At 60.6% G+C, this 14,763-nt stretch carries 14 protein-coding genes; all 14 read right to left on the reverse strand.

Going from position 1 to position 14,763, the window contains the following annotated elements:
* Positions 1 to 20: 20 nt before the first annotated feature.
* Entirely contained in the window at positions 21 to 1,724 is a 1,704-nt protein-coding gene (locus ND528_RS04505) for an ATP-binding SpoIIE family protein phosphatase (protein ID WP_263469774.1), read from the reverse strand.
* Between the two features lie 5 nt (positions 1,725 to 1,729).
* Complete coding sequence (locus ND528_RS04510; protein WP_137216031.1) at positions 1,730 to 2,035, reverse strand: STAS domain-containing protein; 306 nt, start codon at positions 2,033 to 2,035, stop codon at positions 1,730 to 1,732.
* Between the two features lie 160 nt (positions 2,036 to 2,195).
* On the reverse strand, positions 2,196 to 2,645 hold the full coding sequence (gene fliJ, locus ND528_RS04515; RefSeq protein ID WP_016771076.1) for a flagellar export protein FliJ: 450 nt from the start codon (positions 2,643 to 2,645) through the stop codon (positions 2,196 to 2,198).
* 6 nt (positions 2,646 to 2,651) lie between these two features.
* Entirely contained in the window at positions 2,652 to 4,010 is a 1,359-nt protein-coding gene (gene fliI / locus ND528_RS04520) for a flagellar protein export ATPase FliI (RefSeq protein ID WP_016771077.1), read from the reverse strand.
* Positions 4,000 to 4,806 carry a flagellar assembly protein FliH gene (gene fliH, locus ND528_RS04525; protein WP_041479018.1) on the reverse strand — a complete coding sequence of 269 codons (807 nt, stop codon included), beginning with the start codon at positions 4,804 to 4,806 and terminating at the stop codon, positions 4,000 to 4,002. Before fliH ends, fliI begins: the two co-directional genes overlap by 11 nt.
* A gap of 4 nt (positions 4,807 to 4,810) precedes the next feature.
* Positions 4,811 to 5,830 (reverse strand): flagellar motor switch protein FliG, encoded by a 1,020-nt coding sequence (gene fliG / locus ND528_RS04530; RefSeq protein WP_039761172.1) that lies wholly within the window; start codon positions 5,828 to 5,830, stop codon positions 4,811 to 4,813.
* Positions 5,823 to 7,610, reverse strand: coding sequence for a flagellar basal-body MS-ring/collar protein FliF (fliF, locus tag ND528_RS04535; RefSeq protein WP_071171439.1), 1,788 nt, complete (start codon positions 7,608 to 7,610; stop codon positions 5,823 to 5,825). Before fliF ends, fliG begins: the two co-directional genes overlap by 8 nt.
* Positions 7,611 to 7,624: 14 nt before the next feature.
* Positions 7,625 to 7,954 carry a flagellar hook-basal body complex protein FliE gene (gene fliE, locus ND528_RS04540; protein ID WP_263469775.1) on the reverse strand — a complete coding sequence of 110 codons (330 nt, stop codon included), beginning with the start codon at positions 7,952 to 7,954 and terminating at the stop codon, positions 7,625 to 7,627.
* A gap of 128 nt (positions 7,955 to 8,082) precedes the next feature.
* Complete coding sequence (locus ND528_RS04545) at positions 8,083 to 9,465, reverse strand: sigma-54-dependent transcriptional regulator (RefSeq protein WP_263469776.1); 1,383 nt, start codon at positions 9,463 to 9,465, stop codon at positions 8,083 to 8,085.
* A gap of 5 nt (positions 9,466 to 9,470) precedes the next feature.
* A complete protein-coding gene (locus ND528_RS04550; protein WP_263469777.1) occupies positions 9,471 to 10,682 on the reverse strand; it encodes a sensor histidine kinase in 1,212 nt (403 codons plus the stop codon).
* Positions 10,683 to 10,792: 110 nt separating this feature from the next.
* On the reverse strand, positions 10,793 to 12,268 hold the full coding sequence (locus ND528_RS04555; RefSeq protein WP_016771084.1) for a sigma-54 dependent transcriptional regulator: 1,476 nt from the start codon (positions 12,266 to 12,268) through the stop codon (positions 10,793 to 10,795).
* Between the two features lie 172 nt (positions 12,269 to 12,440).
* A complete protein-coding gene (locus ND528_RS04560) occupies positions 12,441 to 12,737 on the reverse strand; it encodes a hypothetical protein (protein ID WP_016771085.1) in 297 nt (98 codons plus the stop codon).
* 11 nt (positions 12,738 to 12,748) lie between these two features.
* The gene (fliS, locus tag ND528_RS04565) at positions 12,749 to 13,147 is read right to left on the reverse strand and encodes a flagellar export chaperone FliS (RefSeq protein ID WP_041479013.1); all 399 of its coding nucleotides are present in this window, start codon (positions 13,145 to 13,147) and stop codon (positions 12,749 to 12,751) included.
* Positions 13,148 to 13,276: 129 nt separating this feature from the next.
* The gene (gene fliD, locus ND528_RS04570; protein WP_130910457.1) at positions 13,277 to 14,719 is read right to left on the reverse strand and encodes a flagellar filament capping protein FliD; all 1,443 of its coding nucleotides are present in this window, start codon (positions 14,717 to 14,719) and stop codon (positions 13,277 to 13,279) included.
* Positions 14,720 to 14,763: the final 44 nt, after the last annotated feature.

Below are 14,763 nucleotides of genomic sequence, written 5' to 3' on the forward strand. Positions count from 1 at the left end.
CTTGATCAAGAATGGGCGGATTATGCCTCAATCTCCCAGAAAAACTCCACGCTGGCACTGCGACCCTGGTCTGACCAACTGGCGTTGCGCCCCAGTTGCCGGACCAGCCCGATGCCGCGTCCCGACAAGCGGACGTTATCCACGGGCCGTTCCATGACCCGCGCTACATCAAACCCATTGCCGCTGTCCTCGACGCGAATGACCAGTCGCCCGCCCTCGCCTTGCGGCTGGACCTGCAAATGCACGCGCACGAAACCGTCTTGCAGCGCCTCCAGCCGCGCCGCGCGCATTTCATAGTAGCGGGCGAAACCTGCCGCATCGCGTTTGAGGCTCGAGTCCAGCCCAAGCACGCCATGCTCCAGCGCATTGGAATACAACTCGGCGAGCACGCTGTACAGCGCCCCGCTTTGCGCGCGCAAGCCATGCACCTCAAGCAGCAACTGCAAGAGGAACGGCAACGGATTGAAACGCCTGAGCGTGGTGCCGCGAAACTCGAAACTGGCCGACCAGTTCAGCGGGCACGACTGGCCGCTGTCGGAATAAACCGGTGCCGCGCCGTGGGTCTGCGCCGACTCAAGCAGACTGACCTCGACCATGCTCACATCATCACGGGCCTGTCCGCGAAAATCGCGCAGGGCCTGTTCGATATCCTCGAACAGCCGATCCGGCTCGCGGTTCGCCGCAAACACCTGCTGCAAGCGTTCGACGCCGAACAACTGGTCATTGGCATCGCAGGTATCGATCACCCCGTCCGATAACAGAAACACCCGATCATCGACGGCCATCGGATACACATCCGTACGGTCATCGAAGGCTTGCGCGCTGAGAATCCCCAGGGGCAAATGCCGCGCCGGCAACGGCACGCGTTCGCCACTGGCCATGCGGTGCAAGTAACCGTCGGGCATGCCGCCGTTCCACACCTCCACCGAACGGCTCTGGAAACTCAGACTGAGCAGCGTGGCGCAGCAGAACATGTCCACCGGCAGGATGCGCTTGAGCTTGGCGTTCATCTCGCGCAGGGTTTCGGCCAGGCCGTAGCCCTTGGCGGTCATCCCGTAAAACACTTCGGCCAACGGCATCGCCCCGACCGCCGCCGGCAAACCATGCCCGGTGAAATCGCCGAGCATGATGTGCATGTCACCGGCCGGCGTGTACGCCGCCAGCAACAAGTCACCGTTGAACAGCGCGTAAGGCGATTGCAGGTATCGGATGTTCGGCGCACTCAGGCAACCGGAATGCGCGACCTTGTCGAACACCGCTTTGGCCACTCGTTGTTCGTTGAGCAGATAGTCATGATGTTTTGCGATCAGATCGCGCTGCTGCAGGACAGTCGCCTGAAGGCGGCGCAAGCGATCCATCGCCTTGATTTTGGCGGCGAGTATCACTTGGTTGTACGGCTTCGCCAGAAAGTCGTCGCCGCCAGCCTCAAGACACCGAGCCAGCGCTTCACTCTCGGTCAGCGAGGTGAGGAAGATGATCGGCACCAGCGCTTCCCCCGCCAGTGCCTTGATCTGCCGCGCCGCTTCGAAGCCGTCCAACACCGGCATCAGCGCGTCCATCAACACCAGATCCGGTTGCTGCCGTACAAAGGTTGCAACCGCTTCGGCACCGTTGGCCGCTGTCAGCACCTGATGACCCTGACGGCGGACGATGGTCGACAGCAGCAGCCGGTCGGCGGCGCTGTCTTCGGCTATAAGAATGATCAGCGGCTCTTGCGCCTGCATGGGCGTCAACTGATATCGAAGAGTTTGTCGAAGTTGGAAATCGCGAGGATTTTCTTCACATCGGAACTGCTGTTGACGACGCGGATATCCGACTCGTCGCCGCCGGCGTGATCACGCAGCAGAAGCAGCATGCCCAGCGCGGAGCTGTCGAGATAAGTGGCCTTCTTCAGATCCACCACTATGGATTCAGGCTTCTCGTTGAGTCGCTCATAGGACTCGCGAAATTCCTGATGCCGACCGAAATCGAATCGACCCTCGATCGAAATCGTCAGTTTTTTCCCATCTTGAGAGACTTCTGTAACGACTGACATTGACTGGCTTCCTTGTCATTGACGAACCTGTACAAGGTTTAGCACCTGTCTGACCTTGGGGCAAGAAACAAGCAAAATCAAAAGATCGCGGCCTTCGGCAGCTTCTACATTTGAAATGCATTCCCCGTAGGAGCTGCCGAAGGCTGCGATCTTTTGATCTTTAAAAAGCATCACGCCGTGGCAAGCGCTGCGACAGTTCATCCAGCAGCTTCTGCTCGCGCTTGTCTTCAAGGCGTTGCGCTTCATCACGATAGCGCTGCACCAGTTTGCGCAGACCCTCGACGCGGGCAAACGCCTGTTGCCATTCCTCACGCGCCTTGTCGAGCTTGTTCTGGTGCCAGACCAGACTCTGCCGTTGCTGGTCGACGGCGGTGTCGAGTTGCGCGAGAAAACCCTGAAAACCCAGCAGCCATTGCCCGGTCACGCCGGTGCTGCCGCGCACGATCCACTGCTGCGAGTAATCCAGACGAAAGGCATTGAGGTCGGCCAGTTTGCTTTCGGCAACTTTGACCTGGCCCTGAAAGTAGGCGAGGCGCTGCACGGCGGCTTTCTCGGCCTTTTCGGCCATGTCCACCACCGGTGCCAGGCGCGCGGCGCGGCTGACGGCCATGGCCGGTTACCCGCCCGCCGCAGGGGCGAACAGGGTTTCCAGATAGGCCTGGCTTTCACCCAGATTGATTTTGTCGTTGAGGCCCTGGCGCTGATACCTGACCAGTTGCGGTTGCAGGGAAATCGCCAGATCGGTCTCGCGATCGCCGCCGGCCACGTAGGCGCCGACGCTGATCAGATCGCGACTCTGCTGATAGCGCGACCACAACTGCTTGAAGTACTGCGCACGCTGCATGTGATCCGGCGAAACCACCGCCGGCATGACCCGGCTGATCGAGGCTTCGATGTCGATCGCCGGATAGTGGCCTTCCTCGGCCAGGCGTCGTGACAGCACGATGTGGCCGTCGAGCACGCCACGCGCCGAGTCGGCAATCGGGTCCTGCTGGTCATCGCCTTCGGAAAGCACGGTGTAGAACGCCGTGATCGAACCACCGCCCTTCTCCGCATTACCGGCGCGCTCCACCAGTTTCGGCAGTTTGGCGAACACCGAGGGCGGATAACCCTTGGTTGCTGGCGGCTCACCGATGGCCAGAGCGATTTCCCGCTGGGCCTGGGCGAAGCGGGTCAGCGAGTCCATCAGCAGCAGAACGTTCTTGCCCTTGTCGCGGAAATACTCGGCGATGCGCGTGCAATACATCGCCGCGCGCATACGCATCAGTGGCGCGTCGTCCGCTGGCGAGGCGACTACCACCGAACGCTTGAGGCCTTCTTCACCGAGGATGTGTTCGATGAACTCTTTAACTTCGCGACCACGCTCACCAATCAGGCCGACGACGATAATGTCGGCCTCGGTGAAGCGGGTCATCATGCCCAGCAGCACCGATTTACCGACACCGGTACCGGCGAACAGACCCAGACGCTGGCCACGGCCGACCGTCAGCAAACCGTTGATGCAACGGATGCCGACGTCGAGCGGTACGCTGATCGGGTCACGGTTGAGCGGGTTGATTGTCGGGCCATCCATCGGTACCCAGTCTTCGGCCTTCATGCCGCCCTTGCCGTCCAGCGCGCGGCCGGCGCCGTCAAGAACCCGACCGAGCATGCTCATGCCCATCGGCAAACGACCGGTATCGGCCAGCGGCACCACGCGGGCGCCCGGGGCGATGCCGGCGACGCTGCCGACCGGCATCAGAAAGACTTTGCTGCCGGAAAAACCCATGACTTCCGCTTCCACTTGGGACGGGTGGTAGCTGTCGTCATTGATCACCATGCAACGGGTGCCCATGGCCGCGCGCAAGCCTTCGGCTTCGAGGGTCAGGCCGACCATGCGCAGCAGCCGACCTTCAAGGATCGGCGCGCCGGCAATCTCGGTGGCCTCGGCGTAGGTGCTCAGGCGCTTGGCGAAGCTGGTGCGTTCAAGGCGCATCGCTGGCGTCCGCGCGCGGCTCGTCAGAGTCGACAGCCGCTGGGGTGTCTTCGGGAATGTCCAGACTCAAGTCAGGCGCCGCCGGATGCAAGGCCTGCTCGTGCAACTGATCGAACAGCTTGGCCATGACCTGGGTCACCCGCGATTCGACGCTGGCGTCGATGCGGCTGTGCTCGGTTTCAACCCGGCAACCGCCCGGCAACAGCGACTCGTCTTCGACGATGCGCCAGGTTTCTTCGTGGCGTTCGCGCAGGGCTTTGACCTGGGCGAAATCCTGCGGATTGACGTACAGGCGCACGTTTTCCACGCCCAGCGGCAACAGCTTGAGGGCATCGCGCATGACGTGTTCGATCTGCGTCGAATCGATGGCCAGTTCGCGCTTGATCACCTGTTTGGTGATGTGTTGCACGAGATCGACCAGCGACTTTTCAATCTGAGTGTCTTGCTCGGCGATCGGTTCGAACAGGTTGGCCATCAACAGCTCAAGGCTGGCGATTTTCGCCGCCAGCGCCGTTTCGGCTTCCTGACGCACCTTCAGCGTGGTGCTGTGAAAACCTTCCTTTTCGCCAATGGCAAAGCCCTCGTTGTAAGCCTCCTGACGGATGCTTTCGAGTTCTTCCAGGGTCAGTGGCTGGACTTCTTCCAGCGGCACTTCTTCCATTTCCGGCGGTTCGGGCTCCGGCTCAGGCTCGGGTTCCGGTTTCGGCGGATCGAAGCTGGGCAGCGCCCAGGATTCGAAACCACGAACATCGCGGGCGCGGATCAGATCCGTCACAGACTCGTCAGGCTTATCCATGGGCTTAGATCATTTCCTCGCCGCCCTTGCCACCGAGCACAATCTCGCCGGCCTCGGCCATACGACGGGCAATAGTGAGGATTTCCTTCTGCGCGGTTTCGACGTCGCTGACGCGCACCGGGCCTTTGGCCTCGAGGTCGTCGCGCAATAGTTCGGCGGCACGCTTGGACATGTTCTTGAAGATCTTTTCCTTGACGCCTTCGTCCGAACCCTTGAGGGCCAGTACCAGCACATCGGAAGAGACTTCGCGCAACAGCGCCTGGATGCCACGGTCGTCGACGTCGGCGAGGTTGTTGAAGACGAACATGAGGTCTTCGATCTGACCGGACAGGTCTTCGTCGACTTCGCGGATCGAGTCCATGAGCTGGCCTTCGATCGAGCTGTCGAGGAAGTTCATGATGTCGGCCGCTCGCTTGATGCCACCCAGGGTGGTGCGCGAGGCGTTCGAGTTGCCGGAGAACTGCTTCTCGAGAATCTGGTTGAGTTCTTTCAAGGCGGCCGGTTGCACGGTATTCAACGACGAAACGCGCAGAATGATGTCCAGACGCACTTTGTGGTCGAAGTTGCCGAGCACTTCACCGGCCTGATCCGGGTCGAGGTACGCGACCACGATTGCCTGGATCTGCGGGTGTTCGTAACGGATGACGTCGGCGACTGCGCGCGGCTCCATCCATTTCAGGCTGTCGAGGCCGCTGGTGTTGCCACCGAGCAGGATGCGGTCGATCAGGCCGTTGGCCTTGTCTTCGCCCAGGGCCTGGGTGAGCATCTTGCGCACGTAGTCGTCGGAACCGACGCCGAGGCTGGTCTGATCGCCGACGATGTCGACGAACTCGCTCATCACCTGCTCGACCTGCTCGCGATGGACGTTGCCCATCTGCGCCATGGCCACGCCGACGCGCTGAACCTCTTTGGGGCCCATGTGGCGCAGCACTTGCGCAGCATCGGTCGAACCCAGGGACAGCAGCAGAATCGCGGCTTTGTCGACCTTGGTCAGTTTGACGGCGGCGGCTCGGTTATCACTCATCTGCGTTAATCCACTCTTTTACGACCTGAGCCACGCGCCCCGGGTCTTCAGCTACCAGACTCTTGATTGCATTCAGCTGCGCGTCATAACCCTCGCTCGGGCTCGGCAACAGAATGCTCTGCGGACCACCGAGGCTCACGCGGTCGTTGGCCAGTTCGCCGTCCAGGCCGCCCATGCCACCGAGTTCCACGTCGCTGCCCAGACCGGCCAGCTCCTTGCCTTTTCCACCGCCGGTGATGTTGTTGAGCACCGGACGCAGCACACCAAACACCAGTACGAGGATGAACAGCACACCCAGCACTTGTTTGACGATGTCCCAGAACCATGGCTGGGAGTAGAACGGAATATCGGCAATCACTTCGCCGCGCTCGGCGGAGAACGGCATGTTGATCACGCTGACGCTGTCGCCACGGCTGGCGTCGAAACCGACGGCGTCCTGCACCAGACGGGTGAAGCGCGCCAATTCGTCGGCGCTCCACGGCGCACGGCTGGTTTCACCGTTGGCCGGGTTGATCTTGACCTGATCATCGACCACCACCGACACCGACAGGCGATTGAGACGGCCCTGCTGCTGCTTGGTGTGGCTGATCGAACGGTCGAGCTCGAAGTTCTTGGTCGATTGTTGACGCTTGTCCGCCGGGTACGGCGCGAGCATCGGCTGGCCGGTGGCCGGATCCATGATCTGCTGACCGTTGGCGTCAACCAGTGGCTGACCCGGCTGGATCATCCCGGCCGGTGCGGCGGTGCCACCGGTGGTCTGCGGCGCCGAGGCAGGCGCCGGTGGCTGGTTGCTCAGGGCACCCGGCACACCTTGCGGACCATTACTGGCGGTGCGTTGTTCGTTGACCGACTGCTCGCTGCGCAACGCCGGTTGGTCCGGGTTGAACTGCTCGGCGGTCGATTCGACGGCACTGAAATCGACGTCGGCCGAAACTTCAGCCTTGTAGCGATCGTTGCCCAGTACCGGTTGCAGAATGTTGTGCACGCGCTGGGTGAGCATGCTTTCCATGCGGCGGCTGTAATCGAACTGCTTGCCGGCCATGGTCATTTCGGAGTTCTCCGCCTGATCGGAGAGCAGGTTGCCCTTCTGATCGACGACGGTGATCTGCGATTTGCTCAACTCGGGCACGGAAGTCGCCACCAGGTTGATGATCGCCACCACCTGACCCGGCTCCAGCGAACGCCCGCTGTACAGCTCGACCAGTACCGAAGCGCTCGGCTTGCGCTCGTCACGAACGAACACCGAACTCTTCGGAATCGCCAGGTGCACGCGGGCACCCTTGACGTTGTTCAGGCTGGAGATGGTCCGCGCCAGTTCGCCTTCGAGGCCGCGACGATAACGGGTCGCTTCCATGAATTGGCTGGTGCCCAGACCCTGTTCCTTGTCGAGGATTTCGAAACCGATGTTGCCGTCGCTGGGAGTGACACCAGCGGCAGCGAGTTTCATCCGCGCACGGGACAGATCATCAGCCTTGACCAGCAAGGCACCGGAATTGGGTTCTACGTTGTAAGGGATGTCAGCGGCGGCCAGGGTTTCCATGACCTGCTTGGCGTCCATGCCGGCAAGGCTGCCGTACAGCGGACGGTAATCCGGCTGCTGCGACCACAGCACCACGGCAAAGCCAATCGCCACGCTCGCAGCCAGACCGACCAACAGGCCGACCTGACGCAGCACGGTCATCTGGGAAAGGTTTTCCAGAAAGGACAGGCCGAACAGCGGCGGTTTGCCGTCGATCGGGGTGGCCTTGGCCGGAACGTTATCAGCGACTGCTTCTGCCATGACTTATTTCGCCCTTAAACCGGCATCTGCATGATGTCTTGGTAAGCCTGGACCAGCTTGTTGCGCACCTGGGTCAGAGCCTGGAACGACACGCTGGCTTTTTGCGACGCGACCATCACGTCGGTCAGGTCAACACCGCTCTTGCCGATCTCGAAAGCATTGGCCAGTTGAGTCGACGCCTGCTGGGTATCGCTGACTTTATTGATCGCCATACCGAGCATGTCGGAAAAGCTGCTGCCCGCGATTTCAGGGACAGCGGCAGTCGATTTACGCGCAGACATGGCATCCACTTTCATGGCCTGCATGTCCATCATCAACCGATTAAATTCAATACCTTGGCTCATGGTCTACTCTCTTGGGCGGCCCGCAATTTTTTGACACTCACTCGGCGGGTACACAGGTATTAGCAACAAGGGTGCCAGCTCATGGGCACCCTTCTGAGAAAAGCATCTGGACTGTTTTGCAGCATCGATCAGGTGGCGAACAGATAGCCTTCGACGTCCATCCCGGCGTCGCGCATTTGCGCCAGTTTGTAGCGCAGAGTCCGCGGGCTGATGCCGAGCTTTTCGGCAGCTTCCTTGCGCCGGCCACGCTCGGCGCGCAGGGTGTCGATGATCATCTGAAACTCCCGGCGGCGCAGGTCATCGCCCAGCGCGCCAGAAGAATCCGCCTCGATTTCCACCTCGCGGATTGCTGGCGCAGCGACCGCCAATGGCGCAAAAGTCACCGCACCGTTCAGACAAAAATCCTGCGGCTGGATCAAGCCGCCCTGCTGCAGAATCAACGCACGCTGAATGGCGTTGTCCAGTTCACGCACATTGCCCGGCCACGGGTACGCGGTCAGGCAGGCTTGCGCTTCGGGTGATAGCTTCGCTGCGGCGTGCTTCATTTTATTGACGTGTTTGGCCAACAACTTTTCCGCCAGCGGCAGGATATCGGCAGTGCGTTCGCGAAGTGGACGCCAGGCCAGAGGGAAAACCGACAAGCGGTAAAACAGATCTTCGCGAAAACGCCCCGCCGCCACTTCGCCGGCCAGATCACGGTTGGTCGTGGCGACCACGCGAATGTCCAGGCTGATCGGCTTGCGCGCACCTACTCGCTCCACTTCACGTTCTTGCAAAACGCGCAGGAGCTTGGCTTGCAGGCCCAAGGGCATTTCGGAAATTTCGTCGAGCAGAATGGTGCCACCGTCCGCCTGCTCGAACTTGCCGGCCTGTGAGGCGATAGCGCCGGTGAACGAACCCTTCTCATGACCGAACAGCGTCGCTTCGAGCATGTTGTCAGGGATCGCCGCGCAGTTGATTGCGATAAACGGCTGGCTCGCCCGCCGCGATTGCTGGTGGATATAGCGCGCCAGCACTTCTTTACCGGTGCCGGACTCGCCGGAGATCAACACAGTCGAGTCACTGCGTGCGACCCGTGCGGCCAACTCAAGCAACTGCGCACTGGCCGGTTCAACAGCGACCGGACCGTCCGCTTCGCCAGCGTCAATGCTGCCCAGCGCATGTCGCGCCACCAGATCGAGCAGCGCTTTGGGTTCGAACGGCTTGACCAGATAATCCGCCGCACCTTGGCGCATCGCATCGACCGCACGCTCGACGGCGCCGTGGGCGGTCATCAGCAGCACCGGCAATTGCGGCTGGCGCGCGCGCAGCAATGCGAGCAATTGGTGGCCGTCCATGCCTGGCATATTGACGTCGCTGACCACCAGGCTGAAGGCTTGCTGCGCGACCGCCGTCAGTGCTTCTTCGGCGCTGCCGACGGCGTGATAGTCGTGGCCGGCGAGCAGCAGCGTATCGGCCAGCGCTTCGCGCAACGAACGGTCATCCTCGACCAGCAACACCTTGATGCCCATGACGTTTATTCAACTCCCTGTGCAGCGGAAAACAGTGGCAGGCTGACCTGCGCGCAGGTGCCGCGCCCGACTCGCGAACGCAGGGTCAATTCTCCCTGATGCGCACGGGCTACCGCTTTGACCACGGTCAGGCCGAGGCCGGTACCGGTGACTTTGGTAGTAAAAAAAGGCTCGCCGAGGCGCGCCAAAACTGTCGGCTCAATGCCGCTGCCGCTGTCGCTGACACACAGATGCAGGGTGTTGCCTCTGGTGTAGCAATGCACTTTCAGGCGCGCTTCGCCGGCGCTGGCCTGAATGGCGTTTTCAATCAGATTCAGTAATGCCCCGACCAGTGTGTCGCGGTTGCACAGCAGCTCACCGGCATGGCTGTCGCACTGCCAGCGGATTGGCAAGTCCTGCACGTGGGTCAGCGCCGCTGCCTGCAGCGATTGCATCAAGGCACTGGGCGTGAGGCGGTCGGTCAGCGGCAGCTCGCCACGGGCGAACACCAGCATGTCGCGGACTTGATGTTCCAGTTCGTGCAGACGCTCTTTCAGGCGTCCGGCAAAACGCTGCTGGGTTTCCACTGGCAGTTGCTGTTCAGTCAAATGACTGGCGTAAAGCAAAGCGGCGGACAACGGCGTGCGAATCTGATGCGCCAGCGACGCGACCATGCGCCCCAGCGAAGACAAGCGCTCGTGCCGTGCCAGTTGATCTTGCAGATGACGGGTTTCCGTCAAGTCGTTGAGCAGCACCAACTGCCCCGGCTCGGCATCCAGCGAGCGGGTGGAAATCGACAGGCGTCGACCGTTTTTCAAGGAGATTTCGTGACCGTCGTCTTCACGGGGAGCGAAGCAGCGTGCGATCACATGGCGCCAGAGCTCGCCCTCTAGAGGCGAGCCGAGCAAGTCGATGGCGGCCGGATTGGCTTCGCGTACCAGGCCGTGACCGTCAATGACGATGACGCCGCCGGGCAACAAGTCGAGGAGGTTTTGCAGGCGATTGGCCAGGCGTTCTTTTTCCGCCAGTTCCTGCATGCGCTGGGCGCTGACAACCGCCAGTTCACCCTTGAGTTCGGTGACCCGCGCTTCGAGCAGGCTGTAGGAGTCGGTCAGCTGGCTCGACATCTGGTTGAACAGCTGGAAGGCCTGCTCAAGTCCCTGACGACTTGCCTGCTCTACGGACGAGGGTTGCCCCACGATATTGGAGGCAGAAGAGATCTGGGCGGCTTGGGGCATTGGGCTCTCTCGCTTGGCTGACCGTCAGTGAAACGGAACGTTGCGAGGGCTATAGCAATACCCGTGCCTAAAAAAAACCGCTTATAAATGAAGCGCTTGAAAAACAGGCGTCAATCATCCGCCTGTTCGTCTCCTCCGGCCCGGCTCATGCCGTACTTGCGCATCTTCTCGACCAGGGTGGTGCGACGGATGCGCAGACGCTCAGCGGCACGAGCAACAATGCCATTGGCATCGTCCAGCGCTTGCTGAATCAGGCCCTGCTCCAGACCACCGAGGTAGTCCTTGAGGTCGAGGCCTTCCGGCGGCAGCAGTGCACTGGCGCTGAAGTCAGGCGTATGGCCGTTGATGGCCACGCGCTCTTCCAGATCGCTGCGCAGGCTGTCGACCATCTGCTCGTCTTCGTCGTCGACATAGCGGAATTTCTTCGGCAACTCGACCACGCCGATCACCCCGTACGGGTGCATGATCGCCATGCGCTCGACCAGGTTGGCGAGCTCGCGGACGTTGCCCGGCCAGCCGTGACGGCACAGCGACATGATCGCCGCCGAGTTGAAACGGATCGAACCGCGCTTCTCGTGCTCCATGCGCGAGATCAGTTCGTTCATCAACAACGGGATGTCTTCGACGCGCTCCCGCAGCGGCGCCATCTCGATCGGGAACACGTTCAGGCGATAGTAGAGGTCTTCGCGGAACGAGCCGATCTCGATCATGCTTTCGAGATTCTTGTGCGTTGCGGCAATGATGCGCACGTCGACGCTCTGGGTCTTGTTGCTGCCCACGCGTTCGAAGGTGCGCTCTTGCAACACGCGCAGCAGCTTGACCTGCATCGGCAGCGGCATGTCGCCGATTTCATCGAGGAACAGCGTGCCGCCGTTGGCCAGCTCAAAGCGCCCTGCACGGCTGGTGATCGCGCCAGTGAAGGCGCCCTTCTCGTGGCCGAACAGTTCGCTTTCCAGCAACTCGGCCGGAATAGCTCCGCAATTGACCGGCACGAACGGCGCGTCGCGGCGCTTGGAGTGATAATGCAGGTTGCGCGCGACCACTTCCTTGCCGGTGCCGGACTCGCCAAGGATCAGCACGCTGGCGTCGGTGTCGGCAACCTGCTGCATCATCTGCCGCACGTGCTGAATCGCACGGCTGGTGCCGACGAGGCTGCGGAACAGATTGGGTTCGCGATGACGGCCGCGCTCGCGAGCCTGGTCGTACATTTCGCGATAGACCTGGGCGCGGTGCAGCGAATCGAGCAATTTGCTGTAGCTGGGCGGCATTTCCAGGGTCGACAGCACCCGGCGACGCTGGTCTTCAGGCAGGTCAACGGAAGAATTATCGCCCATTAACAAAACCGGAAGGAACTCATCCCAGGTTGCGAGTGTCTTTAGCAAGCCCAAAAGCGCGCCAGGAGCATTAACCGTCCCGATCAGTACGCAAATGACCTCACGACTAGACGACAAAGAGCCGACAGCCTGCTGCCAGTCATGGCTGCCGCAGGGTAAATTTTCTTCGCCAAGAAAATTCAGAATCACCGCCAGGTCGCGGCGGCGGACGCTATCGTCATCGATCAGCAGAATTTTGGTTTCACGCCACATGCAATAGCAACTTCCCTAGTCAACTCAATGCCCGAAAAATGGGGCAAGCGAGACGCTTGCAGGACACCTTGTGCCTGTAGACGCCCTAAACCTGATAATAGCCACTAGTTAAGTCAAAAAACCGTGCACAGTCAAATTTATGGCGCACATCTCTGGTTCAACTGACGGTTAATCAACCAAACAGATGGTAAACCTTTGCAGCCTTTTGCGCTTGGGTGATCTGCGACATCTCGTTGGCTATCGCCTGCCGCTCGCCCATTGCCACCTCAAGAAGCTCCTTGTAGACGAATAGCAGCTCCTCAAGGTTGTCGCGCAGCGCAACTTCGTCCAGCGAAGCTTCCGCCATGACGTCTTCCATGCAGGAACGGCAAGCCAGATCCAACTCACCAATGGCTTCCCAGTTTCGTTCGGCCAATGCTCCGACCAACGCTTCGCGGGTATCGGCAATTCGCTGCAATACAAGACTCATGGTGCTCTCCTTCAGAACTGCGGAGCCGGCACAGGCGCGATGGCGTCCCAGCCTTCTTTTACCGTTGTCAGCAGGCCGGCCACTTCATCGAGGACACGCGGATCACTGCTGATGTTGGCCTCGGCGAGGCGCTTCATCATGTAGATATACAGGCCATCCAGATCGGCCAGTGCCTCTGCATTGTTTTCAAGATCGAGACCTTCACGCAGGCCACTGACAATGCCGATGGCCTTGCTGATCGCCGTGCACTTGCCGGGAATGTCCTTGCGCTCGATGGCGCCCTTGGCCTGCGCAATCCGGGCCAGACCACCTTCCATCAACATTTGCACCAGGCGGTGCGGGCTCGCTTCGGACGTCTGCGCATGGGCGCCGACTTTCTGGTACTGCCGAAGGGCTAACATCGGGTTCATGTTCTACCTCATTGCCACGTTGACTCGTATAACCAGTGTATCGCCAACCGGTCCGAAAACTTTAGATCAAAAGACAAAAACCCGGCGCACGCCGATAAAGCGTAGCCGGGTTTTTGTCGTTACTGACTGTTACTTCGCGGACTGCTGAGCGTTAAGCGAGCTGAAGAACGACGTGATGCTGCTCGCCGTGGCCTTCATCTGCCCTACCAGCAAGTCCATGGCGTTGTACTTGGCCGTCAATGTCGACGTCAGGTTGGCAACGCGCAAGTCCAGTGCCGTCTGCTGCTTTTGCAGGCTCGAAGCCAGATTGGTCAGGTTCGAGCTGCGCTGGTCGAGCAACCCGCCGGTTTTCACATAAGGGTCCACCGAAGCGCTCATGCGCGCCAACAGACCGTTCTTGGAATCGGTACCGGTGAACATCTGCTGAACCTGACCGGCCATGCCGGGGGTTTCCATACGCTTGTTGAAGACCGAAGCATCAAGCGCCAGCAAACCGGTCTTGCTGTCGGTCATGACACCCAACTGCGACAGCACCGCCAACTGGCCGCCTGCACCGGTCTCGGTCAGCTGTTCACGGATATCGGCCATCAACGAGCGTGGCAGCGAGTCACCGGTGAACGCAGCGGAAACGGTGAGGTTGCCATCCGCGTCCGGGGTCGCCTTGGACAGCGCGTCGATGGTTTTCTTCAACGTGTTGTAGGAGTCGACGAACGTCTGCAGCGACGTCTGGATGCCTGCGGTGTTGGTCGCCACAGTCACAACCGCCGCGGTTTGCGCCCCGGGAGCGCCCGGGCTGACGGCGGTCAGGTTCAGCGTCATACCGCTGATAGCGCCGGTTACCGTGTTGGTCTTGCTGGTAACAGGCAGCCCATCGATGGTAATCGTCGCGTCGCTGGCCAGTTCGCCAACCGTACCGGATGCGCCGGCCGCCGGGTTGTCACCCATTTTCTGCGAGCCGTCGATTTCGAGGCCGGCGATGCCGCTGACGCTCAGGTCCATGCCCGCGCCAGTCTTGCTGGAGCTCAGCACCAGGCGCGACGCACCGGAACTGTCGGTCACGATGTTGGCGGAAATACCGTTGCTGGCCTGCGCGGTGTTGATCGCGTCACGGGTACTTTGCAAAGTGGCATTGGCCGGAATCGCGACATTGTAATCAATGCCATTCTGACTGATTTTCAGAGTACCACTCGGAATGGCACTGGCGGCACCGCCGGCAAAGGCGGCACTGGCTACTTTCGAGCCGGTGGCCAGGTTCTTCACGACCACGTTGTAAGTGCCCGGAACAGCAGTGCTGTCGGAGGTTGCACCGAGAATCGTCGGAGAGTTGGAAGTAGCGGTGTAACCGGCGAAAGCCGGGCTCGATGCCTTGTTCAGGTCAGCCATCGATTTTTGAAAGGCAGCCAGGGCGCTCTTCAGCGAACCAACGCCGGAGATCTTCAGCGAGTTGGTTTTGGTCTGCGTATCGATCTGTGTCTGCTTGGCAGACTTGTCGGCGTTGACCAGCGCGGTCACGATCGCGCCGATGTCCAGGCCGGAACCCAGTCCGGAACCCGGTAGAATTGGACTTGCCATGTGCATCTCCCTTCAGATTGTTGCCATTCTTTTGACCGTTACCC

The sequence above is a fragment of the Pseudomonas mercuritolerans genome, assembly GCF_025706525.1.
Lineage (GTDB): Bacteria > Pseudomonadota > Gammaproteobacteria > Pseudomonadales > Pseudomonadaceae > Aquipseudomonas > Aquipseudomonas mercuritolerans.